Consider the following 16985-nt stretch of genomic DNA (forward strand, 5'->3'; position numbering starts at 1 on the left):
CCAACAGAAGGAGAGCACCCATGGCTGTCTGGCTGATCAGGGCCGGAGGGAGCGGCGACCCGTTCCTCCCCCAGTTCCACGAGTACAACGCGGCCGTCTTCTCCTACAAGGAGGGGGAGGACATACGCGGGCTCACCAAGGAGGAGATGATGGCCCGTTTCGAGGGCAAGCCGTACCTCGACCCCGACCGCGCCGGCGAGGTCATCAGCGCCTACAACGCGGGAAGATACGCTCGGGAACTCATCAAGATCCGCGACGAGGTGAAGCGAGGTGACTACCTCTACACCTCCCTCAAGGGCAGGAAGGAGTATCTCATCGGCCGCGTCAAGAAGAACCCGTACGAGTACCACCCCGAGCACGACCGCGACCACCGCCACATCGTGCGCACCAAGTGGGCCGCTCCGGTCCTCGCCGCGGATCTCGGAGAGCTCTTCCCGTACCTGAACACCGCGCGGCACACCATCCGCATCCCCGAGCAGCAGGAGAAGCTGGCCGAGTACGCCGCGCAGCGCTTCGCCTGACCCATCCCCCGCCCCGGCACCCAGCCGGCCAGCGGGGGCTTGCGCATGTCCGAGGCCGTGCAGCCGAGACCGGTCCGGCTTATCGCCGTAGGGAAATTCACGATGCTCCGGGGGTCTCCGTATGACGACGAGGCTCTACCCGCGCCGGCCGATCCGGATCGCGATCCCCACCACCCCAGCCGTCGCCATGCTCGACGGCTGCGGGCGCTGGACGCTTCTCACCCGCTGCCCACTGTGCAACTGCCAGCACGTGCACCCCGCCGGGGCCGGAGAGGAGCCGACTTACGGACTGCGGCGTCCCCTTCGCCGGACGGGCGTCGTCTACTGGGCCATGCCCGTCCGACCGTCAGACGGTGTGCACCGCGAGGCTCCTGACTTCGTCGTTCCAGGAGTGGACACGGACCGGCGGGTCCGTTGCCCTCATGTCTGATTTCTTGATCGTGATCACGACCGTCGACTCCCAGGAGGTCATCGCCTTCGGCATCGACGCCGGCCGCGCCGAGTACCTGGAGTGGATCACCCGCGTGACCCGCTAGACCTCCGCACGCTCCCGCAGCGCCCCGACTGGTTCACGGGAACGGGACCACAAGCGCCGCCGAGGCTCCGGCTCCACGACAACCCGCCCCGGCACCGAGCCGGCCAGCGGGGGCCGTTTCACGTTATGGACCCGTCTGGATCGACCGGCGTTCAAGGTCTAATCTGCGCGGGCGCCAGCCGAAAGATCCCTTCTGTCGACGAAGGCCGCCTGTGCGCCCCACCCAGACGAGGACCCCGATGGCCACCCCCGAGCAGCCCTCCGTGCCCCAGCAGACCGAGCAGCCCCACATCCCCGCTCAGCCTCTCCAGCCCCCCACCGGCTACGGCTACCCGCAGCCCGGCTCCTGGGCTCCCGTGCCGGAGCCGGCGAAGAAGCTCTCCACCGGCAAGAAGATAGGCATCGGGGTCGGCGGCACACTGGGCCTGGTGCTCCTGGCCGCCGTGTTCGGGGCGGTGTCCGGGGCCGTGCAGAACAAGTCCGCGAACACGGCGGCGGCGGCGGCGGCGGCGGCCACCACGCCCATGCCCCATCTCGTCGGAAAAACGGTCGCCGACACACCCGCCGCCCTCCACGGCCACGAGACCGTCAACCAGCGCAGCGCATTCGGCGGAACCGATCCCGTGTCCAACAGGTCCGACGACCGCATTTGCTTCCAGGAACCCGCCGCGGGCGCTCCCCTTGCCTCGGGGCAGGACGTCGAACTCTTCGTGGCCGCATCCTACGAAACCTGCCCCACCCGCCTCGGTGACCTCCGCGCCCAGCCCACACCCACCCCCACCCCGGCGGCCACGGGGGCGTCCGGCCTAGACAAGCCCACCGAGGCCCTCCTCGCCGCAGCGATGGCCCCCGGCATCGTCGAAGGGCAGTGGGCCAAGATGGACGCCGCCACCAAGAAGCAGATGTGCGACGTCTACAACACCCCCTCCGGGCCCATACTCGTGCGAGCCATGTTCCTCGCCGAGATCAAGCCCGGCACCGAGGGCTACGAGTACAAGGACGTCCTCGGCGACGCCTTCATGAACACGCTCAAGAAGAACTGCTGACACCCGCGCCGCGACGAGAACCCCGCACACCACGAAGCCCCCGCCTTCCCATTCAAGGACCCCCTCTTCCCCGCCGAGGTCCGATGCGGCGGACGCGGTCACTCACTGTCACGGTCACCGCGACGGCGGCGCCCGTGCCGCGCCCCATGCCCCAGGTCGTGGGGACCACGTACGCGGCCGCGGCGAAGCAGATCGAGGTCCTCGGTGGAGGCGCCCTCCAGGCCCGGAGCGTCTATACGGCCGTCCCCTCCCCGCCGATGTCGGCGCCTGGCTGGTGTGCGTCCAGGGGCCGGCCGCGGGAGAGGGGATCACGAACGGCGGGCAGCGGGTGGCGCCGGTCGCGCCGGATGCGAAGTGCCCGGAGGGAGAGGCGACTCGGCTCCACCCGGGGCCCCGGCCCAACCCCACCCCCAACCCCACCCCCGCCCCCACTCCGCCTCCGGCGGGCCGCGCCGCCGAAGGACGACGACGGCAAGGGGGCGGCACGAGCGGCGGGGCCGCGGGCGGTGGGTGGACGAGCGTTGTGCGGTTCGGTCGCTTCTGCTCTCCGGTCGGCGCCACCGCTACGACGACGGACGGCCGCCCGGCGAAGTGCTTCATGGGCAAGGACGGCCGCGCGCGCTGGGGATCCCGGAGCCGGCCGGACCGCGCGGCCGAACCAGGGCCTCAGCCCGGGTAGTTGGTGCGCCAGGGTTCGTAGTACGGGTTGTCCTCGCAGCGGTCCATGATTTCCACCTTCTTCACCGTGTCCACCGGGCAGACGGCCACGATGAACGAGCGGGCGATGCCGCCCGGGAAGGCCACCTCGACCTGGGAGGCGTACTTGTGGGTGTCGCCGATGGTCTGGTTGACGTCCACTCCGCCCGGGGCGTCGATGTAGTAGTTCCAGCCACTCTTCCAGGACTTGTAGAGGTCGTGGTTGTACGTGGTGGAGACGTACGGGGAAGGCTGGTTGACCAGGACGTAGCTCTCGATGTCGTACTGGCCGGTCACGGTGTCCCGGGGCAGGAAGCCCTCCTCGAAGACCACCGACGGCGGGCGGCCGTCCGAGCGGTAGAGCTGCTTGCAGTTGATCCGCCAGGAGGGGGAGGGGGTGATGCGCTCCACCTCCACGCGTTCGTCGGCGGCGGCGAAGAGGTGGTTCGTGACCCGGGGGCAGGAGTTGGCGGGAGCCGCCGCGCGGAGCGATCCGGGGGCGGCGGACGGGACGGACGCGGAGGCGGAAGCGGGGGGCAGCAGGGCGGCGGCGAGGGCCGTCGCCAGCACGGCGGCGCGGCGGCGCAGGGCAGACATGATCATGCGGCCACCCTCGCGCCCTCACGGCGCCCACGCGGGCATCCTCACTCGATGGTGAGCGTGTCGGTACGCGGGCCGACTGCCCTGCCGGTGCCGCGAGTTGGTGGCGTAACGATCCTTCGGCGGGTGGCCGTCCCGCGTGCCTTCGAGCCGGCGCGGAGGGCCTCCCCGGGCCGCCGGGGACGGAACCCCCGGCCCCCGGTGCGACGGGCAAGGCGAAGCCGCCCCGATCCGGCGCGGCCAGCCCCGTTACGGCAAGCACCTCGACAAGGACAACGGCGGGATCGCCTGCGAAAAGGAGGGAGGTCGGGGAGGCTCCGCGCGCTGCGGCGATATTCGGCCGGATGGGGCGGGAGACCTCGCACCCGGCGGGCCGCCGCCCGCAGAATCGGCCTGTCGGCACAGTTCTGAGGGCGGAGCCATGGCATCAACAGCGCGAGCACCACGGGCAGGTACGGGTACGGACGCGGGTAGCGGCGAGCGTACGGAGATACCCCGGCTGGAGGGTGCCCCGCTGCTCGGGTCGCTCGCCGATCTGAGGTCTGACGCCCTCGGTACGTATCAGCGGGCCCGGCAGCGGCACGGGGACGTCGTGCGGATCACGGCCGGTCCGCCGGGGCTGCGCACCGAGCTGCACTGCGTGTTCTCGGCGGAGGGGGCCCAGCAGGTCCTGGCCTCGCAGGCGGCCAATTTCCGCAAGGACAACGCCATCTACCAAGAGGTCCGCGACGCCCTCGGCAACGGGCTGCTCACCAGCCAGGACGAGGACTACCTGCGCCAGCGGCGGCTGGTCCAGCCGCTGTTCACCAAGCGCCGGGTGGACGGGTACGCGGACGCCGTCGCGACGGAGACCGCCTCCACCCTCGCCGCCTGGGAGGCGGCCCCGGACGGGGTCGTCGACGTCGCGGACGAGATGATGACGCTGGCGCTGCGCGCCGTCGCCCGGATCCTCTTCGGCACCGACGTGGACGCCACCGCCGACGTCGTGGACCGGTCCTTTCCGGTCATCACCGCCTACGTGATGCGCCGCGGCTACTCCCCCGTCAACATCCCCCGCGACTGGCCCACTCCGGGCAACAAGCGGGCGGCCGCCGCGATGGACGAGCTGTACGCGGTGTGCGACGGGATCATCGCCGAGCGACGGAGCGACAGCGGCGCCGGAGCGGGCGAGGACCTGCTGTCGCTGCTCGCCGCCGCCGGCAGCGACGACGACGGGGAGTTCGACGCGACGGAGCTGCGCGAACAGGTTCTGATCTTCCTGCTCGCCGGGCACGAGACGACCGCCACCTCGCTGGCCTTCTCGCTCCACCTGCTGGCCCGCCATCCCGAGTTCCAGGACCGGGCCCGCGCCGAGATCGCCGCGGTGCTGGGCGACCGTACGCCCGGGGCCGCCGACCTCGACCGGCTCCCGTACCTCACCCAGGTACTCAAGGAGGCCATGCGGCTCTACCCGGCGGCCCCCGCCATCGGCCGCCGCTCGGTCGCCGCGGCCGAGGTCGACGGGTACACCATCCCGGCCGGCGCCGATGTGATCGTGGCGCCCTGGGTGACCCACCGCCATCCCGCATACTGGCCGGACCCGGAGCGTTTCGACCCCGACCGGTTCACCCCGGAGGCGGAGGCGGCCCGGCCGCGCTACGCCTGGCTGCCGTTCGGCGGCGGCCCGCGCGCCTGCATCGGACAGCACTTCTCCATGCTGGAGTCGGTGATCGCGCTGGCGATGCTGCTGCGGGCCTACGAGTTCGAGGCGGTGGACACCGAAGTCTCCGTCGTCGCCGGGATCACCCTGCGCAACACCAGTCCGGTGCGCTGCCGCATCCGCCGCCTGGGGACCTGAGGGGTACGGGGAGGCCTGACCGTCAGGCACCCGCCGCCGGTGTGTGGTTGCCCTGGAGGCGGGCGAGGTCCGAGGGCCGTACCTGGATGACGAAGAGCGCGATCAGCGCCGTGACCAGGGTGAACGCGGCTGCCGCCACGAAGGCGGCGCTGACGCCCGAGGTGAGGACCTGGTCGCTCCAGGGCTTCGGGTACTGCTTGGTCTTGGCGAAGAAGAGCTTCTGCTCGGGTGTGGCGGTGCGCAGGAAGCTGCCCGCCTGGTCCCTGGCCTCGTTGCGGCTGGCCGTGCCGAAGACGGTGACCAGGATGGACAGGCCGAGCGAACCGCCCACCTGCTGCATCGCGTTCAGGAGGCCGGAGGCCGCGCCCGATTCCCGGTCGGGGACGTTCGAGAGGGCCATCAGGGTCAGGGACACGAACTGCATGCCCATGCCCGCGGCGAACAGCAGCATCGGTCCCAGGATGCTGCCCAGGTACGTCGAGTGGATGTCGGTCTGCGTGAGCCAGGCCAGGCCGGCGGCCGAGAACAGGGAGCCGGCCACCATGAAGGGTTTGGGCCCGAACTTCGGCAGCCCCTGGGAGGTGATCCCCGCCGTCACCGCGATCATCGCGCTGACCGGCAGGAAGGCGAGCCCGGCCCGCAGCGGGCTGAAGCCGAGCACGTTCTGCACGAAGAGGGTCAGGAAGAAGAACATGCCGAAGATCGCGCAGGCGAAGAAGAGCATGATCGCGTACGTGCCGGCCCGGTTGCGGTCGGCGAACATGTGCAGCGGGGTGATGGGCTGGGGCGAGCGCTTCTCGTTGACGACGAAGAGGGTCAGCAGGACCACGGCCGCCGCGAAGGAGCCGAGCGTCAGCCCGTCCCGCCAGCCGTCCTGGGACGCGCGGATGAATCCGTAGACCAGGGCCACCATGCCGAGGGTGGAGAGCAGGGCGCCGGCGAGGTCGAAGTGTCCGGGCCGGCGGGCGGATTCGCGGATCACCCTCGGGGTGACCAGGGCGATCAGCAGTGCGATCGGGACGTTGACGAAGAGCACCCAGCGCCAGTTGAGCCATTCCACGAGCACCCCGCCGGCCAGCAGCCCGATCGCGCCGCCACCGGCCGAGACGCCGGCGAAGACGCCGAAGGCCCGGTTGCGTTCGGGTCCTTCGCGGAAGGTGGTGGTGATCAGCGCGAGGGCGGTCGGGGAGGCGATGGCGCCGCCGACGCCCTGCAGGGCCCGGGCGCCCATCAACTGGCCGGCGTTCTGGGCGAATCCGCCCAGCAGCGAGGCCAGGCCGAAGAGCAGGACGCCGAAGATGAAGACGCGCCGCCGGCCGAGGATGTCGCCGGTGCGGCCGCCGAGGAGCAGCAGCCCGCCGAAGGTGAGGGTGTAGGCGTTGACGACCCAGGACAGGCTCTCGGTGGAGAAGTCGAGCGCGGTCTGGATGTGCGGCAGCGCGATGTTCACGATGGTGATGTCGAGAACGACCATGAGCTGGCACGAGGCGAGCACGAACAGGGCTAGTCCGCGATGACCGTCGTTGCCTTGGACCTTGCCGTCGGTCCCGGTGCTGGTACTGCTCGGCGTAGCGTTCGGGTCCACTTTTTCGACGCTAAACCCGTATCCGGGGTGTCACCACTCGAACGGCCTAGGCCATGTGGCATGCGCTGTGTGATATATACCGTGTGGTATTTCACATGACACACTGTTTTCATGGATCGCATGGATGACTTCCTCAGGCTCTCCGCGAGCACCGCCCGGTTCACCTACGGGGCCCCCCGCGCCTTCTCCTTCGGCGACGAAGGCCGGCTCCTGTGGTTCCTCCGCTCCACCGGCCCCACCGACCCCTTCGACAGCCTCTGGGTCCTGGACACCGCCACCGGCGCCGAAACCCTGCTCGCCGACCCCCGCGAGCTGTCCCCCGAGCCCGCGCCCCTCCCGGTCGTCGAGCGCCGGCTGCGCGAACGCTCGCGGCTCGTCGCCGCCGGGATCGGCTCCTACGCGCTCTCCGCCGACGGGCGCACCGCGGTGTTCGCGCTCTACGGCCGCCTGTACTGTGCCGCGTACGAAGGCGCCCGCGCCGCGGACTCCGGAGCGCCCGCGCAGCCCAAGGAGCTCCCCACCGCCGGGCCCGTCTTCGATCCGCGCCCGAGCCCCGACGCCTCGCGCGTCGCCTACGTCACCGGCGACGCCCTGCACACCGTCCCCGGCGGCCGGATCAGCCCCGACGACGGAGCCCGCTGGGGCGTCGCGGAGTTCGCCGCCGCCGAGGAACTCGACCGGCACCGGGGGCACTGGTGGTCCCCCGACGGGGAGCGTCTGCTGGCCGCCCGCGTCGACGAATCCGCCCTCCAGCGGCGCTGGTTCGCCGACCCGGCGCACCCGGAGCTGCCGGCCGAGGACTTCGCGTACCCCGAGGCGGGCGGCCCCAACGCCGACGTGGGGCTCTGGGTCCTCGGACCGGGCCGGGACACCGCCGTGCGGCTCGACTGGGACACCGAGGCCCATCCGTACTTCTCCGACGCGGAGTGGGACTCCCCCGAGGAGATCCTGCTCACCGTGCGGGACCGGCTCCAGCAAAACGTCCTGCTGCTCTCCGCCGACCCGGTCACCGGGCGGACCCGGGAGCTGTCGCGCACCACGCACCCCCAGTGGGTGGACCCCATGCTCCCCGGCACCCCGGCGCGCCTGGCCGACGGCCGGATGCTCACCTCGGCCGACACCCCCGGCGGGGCCGCCCGCGCGCTCGCGCTGGACGGCGTGCTCCTCACCGGGGACGGGCTCCAGGTCCGCAAGGTGGCCGGCGCCCACGGGAACCGCCTGCTGATCGAGGCCGGGCAGCGCGACCCCTCCGAGCAGCAGGTGCTCCTGCTGGACCCGGACACGGGCGCGCTGACCCCGCTCGCGGACGGGCCCGGCGTGCATTGCGTCCTGGCCGCCTCCGCCGGGGCGCTGCTGCTCGGCTCCGCCGACGCGGGCGGGATCCGGCGCGTCCTGCGGACCTCCGAAGGTCTGGCCACTGACCCGAAGTCCAGCGCTCCCGGCGACCTGTCCCAGCCGCTGCCCTACCGGGTGGTCCCGGTGCTGGAGCGGGTCACCGAGCACGGGGTGCCCACCGCCCTGGTGCTGCCGCGCGGCCACGTGCCCGGCACCCGGCTGCCCGTCCTGATGGACAGCTACGGCGGCCCCGGCATGCAGGACGTCAGCGCCGAGCCGCGGCGCTGGCAGCACCGGCAGTGGTGGGCCGACCAGGGCTTCGCCGTGGTCACCGTCGACAACCGCGGCACCGCCTACGTATCACCGCGGTTCACGCACGCCATGTACCGGGGCTTCTCCGAGGTCACCCTGGAGGACCAGGTCGCCGCCCTCCAGGCGCTCGGGGCGCGCCACGCCGACCTCGACCTGACCCGGGTGGGCGTCCGCGGCTGGTCGTACGGCGGGTACCTCTCCGCGCTCGCGGTGCTGCGCCGCCCGGACGTCTTCCACGCGGCGGCGGCCGGGGCCGCGCCGACCGACTTCCGGCAGTACGACACGGCGTACACCGAGCGGTACCTGGGGATCCCCCAGGAGCACCCGGAGGTGTACGAGCGGGACAGCCTGCTCGCCGACGCCCCTGGGCTGCGGCGGCCGTTGCTGCTGGTCACGGGGCTGGCCGACGACAACGTCCACCCCTCGCACACCCTGCGGCTCTCGCAGGCCCTGACCGACGCGGGCCGCCCGCACCAGCTCCTCGCGCTGCCGGGGGTCACCCACATGACCCCGGGCGGCACGCGGGAGAAGGTCATGGCGCTGGAACTGGAGTTCTTCCGCAAGGAGCTGGGCCTCGCCTGAGGCCTGCCGTCGTGCGGTCCCGCCCGGGACCGCACGGCAGGACCCCCGCAAGCACGCGGGCCCGCAAATCGATACCGGGGGCACCCGCACCTCTGCCAGGCTGGCCCGATGCACGCTCCCCTTCCGATCGACCTGAACACGTGGCAGCGCCGGCAGCACTTCGAGCACTACCGGCGGCGCGTTCCGTGCACGTACTCGATGACGGTGGAGCTCGACGTCACCGCTTTCGCGGCAGCGCTGCGCGCATCGCGGCGCAAGACCTACGTCGCACAGATCTGGGCCCTCTCGACGGTCGTCAACCGGCACGAGGAGTTCAGGATGTGCCTGACCGCCTCGGGCGAACCGGCCGTCTGGCCCGTCGTGCACCCGGCCTTCACGGTCTTCAACACGCAGCGCGAGACCTTCGCGACCGTATGGGCACCCCACGATCCCGACTTCGGCGCGTTCCACGCGGTGGCCGCCGCCCTGCTGGCGGAGCACGGCCGCGCCACCGAGTTCTTCCCCCAAGGGGAGCCTCCGGCGGCCGCGTTCGACGTGTCGAGCCTGCCCTGGGCATCCTTCACCGGGTTCAACCTCAACATCGGGGACAACTGGGACCACCTGGCGCCGATCTTCACCCTCGGCCGGTACACCGAGCGGGACGGCCGGACCCTGCTCCCCCTCGCCGTACAGGTGCACCACGCCGCCGCGGACGGCTTCCACACGGCACGGCTGGTCGACGAGGTGCGGGCCCTCTTCGCGGACCCGGCCTGGCTGGAGCGGTAGGGCCCCGGAGCGAGGTCATCGCTCCGGGGCCCTGCCCGTACCCGGGTTCCCCGCCGGTCCCCCGGGCGGGCGCGGCTACGCCATGTGGCAGGCCACCTCACGGGAGGCGACCGTCCGCAGCAGCGGCCGTTCGGTGCGGCAGATCTCCTGCGCCACGGGGCACCTGGGGTGGAAGGTGCAGCCCGGGGGCGGGGCGGCCGGACTCGGCGGGTCGCCGAGCAGCACGATCCGCTCGCGCCGCCGTTCCGCCGCCGGGTCGGGCAGCGGGACGGCGGACAACAGCGCCCTGGTGTACGGGTGCTGGGGGTTCTCGTAGAGCGACTTCTTGTCGCCCATCTCCACGATCCGGCCGAGGTACATCACGGCGACCCGGTCGCTGACCCGCTTGACGATCGAGAGGTCGTGCGCGATGAACACGTAGGCCAGGCCCAGTTCGGCGCGCAGCCGCTCCATCAGGTTGACGATCTGCGCCTGGACGGAGACGTCGAGGGCCGAGACCGGTTCGTCGGCGACGATCAGCCGGGGGTTGGTGGCCAGCGACCGGGCGATGCCGATGCGCTGCGCTTGGCCGCCGGAGAACTCGTGCGGATAGCGGTCGATGTGCTCCGGGATCAGTCCGACGAGCTCCATCAGTTCGGCGGCCCGGCGGCGGGCGTCCGCCGCGCCCGATCCCTGGACCAGCAGCGGGTCGGAGATGATCCGGGCCACCGTCTGGCGGGGGTTGAGGGAGGAGTGCGGGTCCTGGAAGACCATCTGGAGGTTCCGGCGCAGCGGGCGCAGGGCGCGCTGGGAGAGCCGGGTGATGTCCTTGCCGTCGAACTCGACGCTTCCGGAGGTCGGTTCCAGCAGCCGGACCAGCATCCGCCCGGTGGTGGACTTGCCGCAGCCCGACTCTCCCACGAGGCCCAGGGTCCGGCCGGCCTCCAGGTCGAAGGAGACCCCGTCGACGGCGCGCACGGGCGCCCCCCGGCGCCCGGTCGCGGTGCGTTTGCCGGGGAAGGCCATCGTGAGGTCGCGCACGCGCAGCAGCGGGGGCGGGGCCTCGGCCTCGCCGCGGGCCGCCGGGACCCGGGCGGTGGGGGGGCCCGTCTCGTTCGCCGTGGTCATCGGGTCACCTCCCGGACGGGGCCCGCGAAGTGGCAGGCCGCCTCGCGTCCGGCGTCGCCGTACGGTCTGAGCTCGGGCCGCACCGTGGCGCAGCGCTCCCGGTCCTCCTCGCCGCCCGCGGCGGACACCGCGCAGCGCGGCGCGAAGGCGCACCCGGGGGCCGGGGCGAGCAGCGAGGGCGGGGAGCCGGGGATGGCCCGCAGCGGTTCGTCGTCGCCGTCGTCCAGCCGGGGCAGGGAGTCCAGGAGCCCCCGGGTGTAGGGGTGCGCCGGGTCGGCGAACAGATCGTCCACCGGGGCCTGTTCGGCGGCGCGGCCGCCGTACATGACGAGCACCTCGTGGGCGACCCGGGCGACCACGCCCAGATCGTGGGTGATCATGACGACGCCGAGTCCGCGGTCCTGCTGGAGCCCGGCGATCAGTTCCAGGATCTGCGCCTGCACGGTGACGTCGAGCGCGGTGGTGGGCTCGTCGGCGATGAGCAGGTCGGGCTCGCAGGCCAGCGCCATGGCGATCATCGCGCGCTGGCGCATGCCGCCGGAGAACTGGTGCGGGTACTCCCCGGCCCGGCGGGCGGGTTCGGGGATGCCGACCTCGCCGAGCATGTCGACGGCGCGCCGCTTCGCGGCGGCCCGGCCGGCCCGGAAGTGGACCCGGAAGTGCTCGGAGATCTGCTCGCCGACCGTGTAGTAGGGGTGCAGGCTGGACAGCGGGTCCTGGAAGATCATGGCCATCTTGCGGCCGCGCAGCTTGGAGAGCTCCTTCTCGGACTTGGTGGTCAGCTCCTGTCCGTCCAGCGCGATGGAGCCGCCGATCTCGGCGCCCCGGTGCAGGCCCATGACGGCGAGGGAGGTGACGGACTTGCCCGAGCCGGATTCGCCGACGATGCCGAGCGTGCGGCCGGCCTCGACCGTGAAGTCGAGGGAGTCGACGGCGCGTACGGTGCCGCGCGGGGTGGTGAACGTGACCTGAAGGTCGCGGACTTGGAGCAGGGGTGGGGCGGTCGGAGGGGTCATCAGTACCTCACCCTCGGGTCGATGACGGCGTACAGGAGGTCGACGGCGAGGTTCGCGACGACGATGAAGAAGGCGGCCAGCAGCGTGACACCGAGCACCACGGGCTGGTCCGAGCTGACCAGGGCCCCGTAGAACAGCCTGCCGATGCCCGGGAGTCCGAAGATGGACTCGGTGATGACGGCGCCGGCGAGCAGGCCGCCGAGGTCCATGCCGAAGATGGTGAGGATGGGGGTCATCCCGGAGCGCAGTCCGTGTTTGACCACGACGGTGCGCTCGGGCATTCCCTTGGCGCGGGCGGTACGGATGTACGGCTCGGCCATCGCCTCGATCATCGAACCGCGGCTCTGGCGGGCGTACATGGCGGCGTAGAGCAGGGCGAGCGCGGTCCAGGGCAGGAGCAGGTTGCTCGCCCAGGCGAGCGGGTTGTCGCTGAAGGCCTGGTAGGCGGGGTAGGGCAGGAGCCCGGCGATGCGGATGACCCCGTAGATGAGCATCACGGAGGTGAAGTACACGGGCAGGGAGGCGGCGGCGACCGCGCCGACCATGAGCACCTTGTCCGTGGCGGTGTCCTTGCGCAGGGCGGCGGTGACTCCCGCGCCGAGGCCGAGGACGAGCCAGAGGGCGGCGGCGCCGACCGCGAGGGAGGCGGAGACCGGGAGCCGGTCCATCAGCAGGTCCCACACGGGCAGGGAGTTCTCGTAGGAGTAGCCCAGGCAGGGGAAGTCGCACTGGACGGCGTACTGGCCGGTGCCCAGGGTGCGTCCGGTGAAGATCCCGGTGAGGAACTCGCCGAACTGCCGCCACAGCGGCCGGTCGAGGCCGAGGTACGCGCGTACGTCGGCCAGCCGCTCGGCGCTGCAGGTCTTGCCGCAGGCGGCGGCCGCCGGGTCGGAGGGCAGGACGTAGAAGATGAGGAAGGTGACGGCGGCGATGGCCAGCATGACGCCGGCGAGGGCGAGGAGGCGGCGCGCGAGGTAGAAAATCACGTCCGGCCGCCCCTCGGGTCGAGGATGTCGCGCAGGGCGTCGCCGAGCAGGGTGAAGGCGAGGACCGCGAGGAAGAGGAAGAGGCTCGGGATGACGAAGTACATGGGGTCGGTCTCGTAGAAGGCCACGGACTCGGCGATCATCTGGCCCCAGGAGGGGGTGGGCGGGCGCACGCCCACGCCGAGGTAGCTGAGCGCTGCCTCGGTGCTGATCATGCCGGGGATGAGCAGGGTGGTGTAGGCGATGACGGGGCCGGAGACCCCCGGGAGGATGTCCCGGGTCAGGATCCGCCAGGAGCTCGCGCCGCCGACGCGGGCGGCGTCCACGTACTCGCGGTGTTTGAGCGAGAGGGCCTGGCCGCGGACGACGCGGGCGACGCCGGGCCAGCCGAAGACGCCGATGACGACGGTCATGAGGACGATGCGGTTGACGTCCTTGGCCACCGACAGCATCGCGATCATGAAGATGAGGGACGGGAAGGACATCGTCAGGTCCATCAGGCGGGACAGGACGGTGTCGGTGCGGCCGCCGAAGTAGCCGGCGGCGATTCCGGCGGCGGTGCCCGCGATGACCACGATGGCGGTGGCGGCGAAGGCGATGAGCAGCGAGACCTGGGCGCCGTTGACGACGCGGGCGAACAGGTCGCGGCCGCTGACGGGTTCCACGCCGAGCCAGTGGTCGGGGCTGATCCCGCCGAAGGAGCCCAGCGGCTGGCCGCCGAGGTAGGGGTCGATGGCGGACTTGTCGAACTCGTCCGGCGACCAGCCGCCGAGCGCACCCAGCCAGGGGGCGGTGACGGCCATCAGGACGAAGAGCAGGACGACGCAGAGACTGACGCGGACGGCGGGGCGGCGGCGGAGTTCCCGCCGGGCGAGCTGCCAGGGGCTGCTGCCCGGGGGGACGGTCCCGGCCGGTGCGCCGTCCGGGGCTGCCGGACGGGCGGCGCCCGGTCCGGCAGCGCCCGGTGCGGTGGTGGTCATGGTGTCAGGGGCCCCCGCGTCCTCAGCCCTGGCTCTTCGACGGGTCCTTGAGGCCGATGGTGGCGTAGTCGATCTGGCCGACCCAGACGGGGTGGCCGAAGGCGCCCGCGACGTTGGTGCCGACGAGCAGCGGCTTGCGCTCCAGCAGGACGGGGACGGCCGGGGACTTCTTCATGATCTCGGCGTCGAGGTCGAGCCAGGCCTGGTTGGCCTGCTTGGCGTCGGCCATGGCGTTGATCTCGTCGATCCGCTTCATCGTGGCGTCGTCGCGGAACTGCGAGTAGTTGGCGGAGTTGCCCTTGGCCTTGATGCCGCGACCGTCGAAGAGGAAGGGCAGGAAGGTGGATCCGGAGGGGTAGTCGGGGCACCAGCCGGCGAGCACCAGGTCGGGTGCGGTGGTGGTGTCACCGATGACGTCGTAGTACGCGCCCGGGTCGACGGTGTCGATGACCACCTCGACGCCCGCGCGGGCCAGGCCCTGCTGGATGGCCTCGGCCTTGCCCTTGTCGCCGGTGGAGACGGCGAGGGACACCTTCAGGGTCTCCTTGCCGGCGGCCTTGAGCAGCTCCTTGGCCTTGGCCGGGTCGCCGGACGGGGCGATCTTCAGAGTGTCGGCCTGCTTGCCGCCGGAGAGGGCCGGGGGCAGGTAGGCGGTGGCGATGTCGTTGAGCGCGGGGCCGCCGCCCGCGGTGACCACGGCCTCCTTGTCGAGGGCGTACTGCATGGCCTCGCGGACCTTCGGGTCGTCGAAGGGGGCGCGGGAGTTGTTCATCTGGAGCATCTCGGTACAGCCCTGGGACTCGGCGAGCAGCCGCGACTTGACGTCCGGCTTGGGCAGCACCTTGGGGGCGCTCTCGGGCCGCATGTCGGACCACTGGACGGAGGAGGCGTCGGCGCCCTCCCCGGCGATGATCCGGTCGTCGATCTGACCGCCCTTGAGGCCCATGACGACCACGAACTTGTCCGGGTAGGCCTTGCGGACGGTGTCGGTCTTGGCGTCCCAGTGCTCGTTGCGGACCAGGACGAGCTTCTTGTCCCGGTCGTAGGACTCGATCTTGTACGGGCCGGAGGAGAACGGGCGGGCGTCGTACTGCGTGCCCTTCTCCTGGGACTCGGGGACCGGGGCGAAGGTGGGGAGGGTCGCGGTCGCGGAGAACTCGGCGACGGGCCGCTTCAGTTCGAAGACGATCGTGCGGTCGTCGGGGGTCTTGACGGAGTCGAGGTGCTTGCCCTGGAGCGGACCCTTGTACCCCTCGGCGCCGGCGAGGTACTGGGCCGCGTAGTCGGGGCCGCCGGTGAGGTCGGGGGCCATGGAGCGCTCGACGTTGTACTTGATGTCCTGGGCCTTGATGGGCGAACCGTCCTCGTACTTCACCCCTTCCTTCAGGGTGAAGGTCCAGGTCTTGCCGCCGTTGGACGGGGTCCCGAGGTCGGTGGCGAGGTCGGGGACGAGCTCGCTGCCCGCCTTGCCCGGCTCGGCCTTGAAGGTGACCAGGGTGCGGTAGAGGAGGCGGGTGCCGAGGTCCATCGTCGGCATGACCCAGTTGCGGGCGGGGTCGAGGTGGGCGAAGTCCTGGTTGGACAGGACGGTGAGGGTGCCGCCCTTGACGGGTGCGCCGCCGAGGATCTTCCCGTCGTTGGCGGAGGCGGGGTTGGAGGCGCCGGCCCCTGCGGCGGAGCCCTTCTTGGGGTCGGAGCAGCCCGATGCGCCGAGTGCGAGTGCGGCCACCAGGGCGGTGGCGAGGGCGAGTTGGGTGCGCTTGGTCATGGGTCACTCCAGTGAAGGGCCGCGCTCTATGATGTGACCGGTAACATAGTAATGTGAAATTGTACTGACAAGGGGTTGGACCCCGGTTGGATCCACCGTTATCCAGCCGTGTCCAAATCAGTGCGCGCGGCGAGGCGTTCGGCCTGCGCCGCCGGGCGGGCCCTGCCCCGGGAAGGACGCCTACGAGGTGCCGTGCCGGGAAGCCACCCGGTTCGCGGGGGCGGAGGTTCCCGAGCATGCGACGGGGCGACGTGCGAGTCCTACGGGGTGCTGGACCGGTCCTACCGGGGGACTTGGCGGATGCCCCGGGCCGATGTCGCCGCCTGGCTGGACGCCTGCTTCCCCGACCGTCAGGCGCCGGAGGACCCCGCGTTCGCGCAGGACGCGAGCTGCGGCGCGAGCCTGTGCGTGACGGTGCTCCGGGACCCCATGGCCGTGACCACCAAGGGCGCCTACACGATCGACGCGGACGTGACCTACGAGGCCGACGGGACGGCGCTCGTCAGCTTCTCGGCACCGACTACTGAGCCCGCCCCGCCCCCGGGGCGGGGGGCGGGGCGGGGCGGAGCGGGGCCGGGGGTCAGCCGGCCGAGCCCAGGGGGGTCGTGCCCAGGCGGGTCTTGGGGCGGCCCACCGGTTCGTCGCGGCCCTGGGCCCAGAGGGAGCGGACATGGCCCAGGTGGCGGGTCATGCAGGCTTCGGCCGCCTCCGCGTCGCCGCTGAGCATCAGGTCCAGGAGCTCGATGTGCTCCTCGGCGGAGGACACCAGCTTGCCGGCCTCGTCCAGGCCCGTCAGGCCGTACAGCCGGGAACGCTTGCGCAGGTCGCCGACGGTTTCCACCAGGCGGTCGTTGCCCGAGAGGCCCAGGAGGGTGAGGTGGAAGCGGCGGTCGGCCTCCAGGTACCCGATGAGGTTGTGCTCGCGCGCGCTGGTGACGATCTCCTGCGCGATGGGGCGCAGGGCCTCCAGGGACTCGGGCGTGGCGATCTTCGTGATCCGGCCGATGGTCGGGACCTCGATCATCGTGCGCAGCTCGGTGTACTGGTCCAGATCGCGCTCGCTGACCTCCGTGATGCGGAAGCCCTTGTTGCGGACCGGTTCCACCAGGCCCTCGCGGGCCAGGTCGAGCATGGCCTCGCGCACCGGGGTGGCCGAGACGCCGAGCTCGGCCGCGAGGCCGGGCGCGGAGTAGACGCTCCCGGGGCGCAGCTCACCCGCTATCAGAGCCGCCCGCAGGGCGTGGCCGACCTGGTCGCGGAGCCGTTCCTGAGCCTTGATGAGACTGTGCTGCTTCAGGTCACCCATTGCATTTC

13 protein-coding genes and 1 pseudogene are annotated in these 16985 nt (G+C 71.7%); 6 read left to right on the top strand and 8 right to left on the bottom strand.

The window, feature by feature from the left end:
• The first annotated feature begins 20 nt into the window (after positions 1-20).
• Positions 21-521, top strand: a complete 501-nt coding sequence (locus OG730_RS09940; RefSeq protein ID WP_327303898.1) for a hypothetical protein — start codon at positions 21-23, stop codon at positions 519-521.
• Between the two features lie 774 nt (positions 522-1295).
• Positions 1296-2102 (top strand): hypothetical protein, encoded by an 807-nt coding sequence (locus tag OG730_RS09945; protein WP_327303899.1) that lies wholly within the window; start codon positions 1296-1298, stop codon positions 2100-2102.
• A gap of 666 nt (positions 2103-2768) precedes the next feature.
• Here the strand turns inward: OG730_RS09945 and OG730_RS09950 are convergent.
• Positions 2769-3401, bottom strand: a complete 633-nt coding sequence (locus OG730_RS09950; RefSeq protein WP_327303900.1) for an ADP-ribosyltransferase — start codon at positions 3399-3401, stop codon at positions 2769-2771.
• Positions 3402-3537: 136 nt separating this feature from the next.
• Here OG730_RS09950 and OG730_RS44295 point away from each other — a divergent pair.
• Together OG730_RS44295 and OG730_RS09955 are read left to right on the top strand one after the other, a co-directional pair.
• Positions 3538-3681 (top strand): annotated as a pseudogene (locus tag OG730_RS44295) (excalibur calcium-binding domain-containing protein); the annotation flags it as partial.
• A 138-nt stretch (positions 3682-3819) separates the two neighbouring features.
• Positions 3820-5235, top strand: coding sequence for a cytochrome P450 (locus OG730_RS09955; RefSeq protein WP_327303901.1), 1416 nt, complete (start codon positions 3820-3822; stop codon positions 5233-5235).
• Between the two features lie 22 nt (positions 5236-5257).
• Here the strand turns inward: OG730_RS09955 and OG730_RS09960 are convergent, their stop codons facing one another.
• Positions 5258-6820, bottom strand: coding sequence for an MFS transporter (locus OG730_RS09960; protein WP_327303902.1), 1563 nt, complete (start codon positions 6818-6820; stop codon positions 5258-5260).
• A gap of 111 nt (positions 6821-6931) precedes the next feature.
• Between OG730_RS09960 and OG730_RS09965 the strand changes: the two genes are divergently transcribed.
• Positions 6932-9049 (top strand): S9 family peptidase, encoded by a 2118-nt coding sequence (locus OG730_RS09965; RefSeq protein ID WP_327303903.1) that lies wholly within the window; start codon positions 6932-6934, stop codon positions 9047-9049.
• Positions 9050-9157: 108 nt separating this feature from the next.
• Positions 9158-9814, top strand: coding sequence for a type A chloramphenicol O-acetyltransferase (catA, locus tag OG730_RS09970; RefSeq protein ID WP_327303904.1), 657 nt, complete (start codon positions 9158-9160; stop codon positions 9812-9814).
• A gap of 75 nt (positions 9815-9889) precedes the next feature.
• Here the strand turns inward: catA and OG730_RS09975 are convergent, their stop codons facing one another.
• The 6 genes from OG730_RS09975 to OG730_RS10000 all read right to left on the bottom strand — a co-directional run bounded on the left by OG730_RS09975 (position 9890) and on the right by OG730_RS10000 (position 16977).
• Positions 9890-10921, bottom strand: coding sequence for an ABC transporter ATP-binding protein (locus OG730_RS09975; RefSeq protein ID WP_327303905.1), 1032 nt, complete (start codon positions 10919-10921; stop codon positions 9890-9892).
• Positions 10918-11937, bottom strand: a complete 1020-nt coding sequence (locus OG730_RS09980; protein WP_327303906.1) for an ABC transporter ATP-binding protein — start codon at positions 11935-11937, stop codon at positions 10918-10920. The genes OG730_RS09975 and OG730_RS09980 overlap by 4 nt, the downstream gene beginning before the upstream one ends.
• Positions 11937-12923 carry an ABC transporter permease gene (locus tag OG730_RS09985; protein WP_327303907.1) on the bottom strand — a complete coding sequence of 329 codons (987 nt, stop codon included), beginning with the start codon at positions 12921-12923 and terminating at the stop codon, positions 11937-11939. Before OG730_RS09985 ends, OG730_RS09980 begins: the two co-directional genes overlap by 1 nt.
• Positions 12920-13903 (bottom strand): ABC transporter permease, encoded by a 984-nt coding sequence (locus OG730_RS09990; RefSeq protein WP_327303908.1) that lies wholly within the window; start codon positions 13901-13903, stop codon positions 12920-12922. The genes OG730_RS09985 and OG730_RS09990 overlap by 4 nt, the downstream gene beginning before the upstream one ends.
• A gap of 22 nt (positions 13904-13925) precedes the next feature.
• On the bottom strand, positions 13926-15671 hold the full coding sequence (locus OG730_RS09995) for an ABC transporter substrate-binding protein (RefSeq protein WP_327303909.1): 1746 nt from the start codon (positions 15669-15671) through the stop codon (positions 13926-13928).
• 580 nt (positions 15672-16251) lie between these two features.
• A complete protein-coding gene (locus tag OG730_RS10000) occupies positions 16252-16977 on the bottom strand; it encodes a GntR family transcriptional regulator (RefSeq protein WP_327303910.1) in 726 nt (241 codons plus the stop codon).
• Positions 16978-16985: the final 8 nt, after the last annotated feature.

Origin of the sequence: Streptomyces sp. NBC_01298 (genome assembly GCF_035978755.1) — a bacterium.
Lineage (GTDB): Bacteria > Actinomycetota > Actinomycetes > Streptomycetales > Streptomycetaceae > Streptomyces.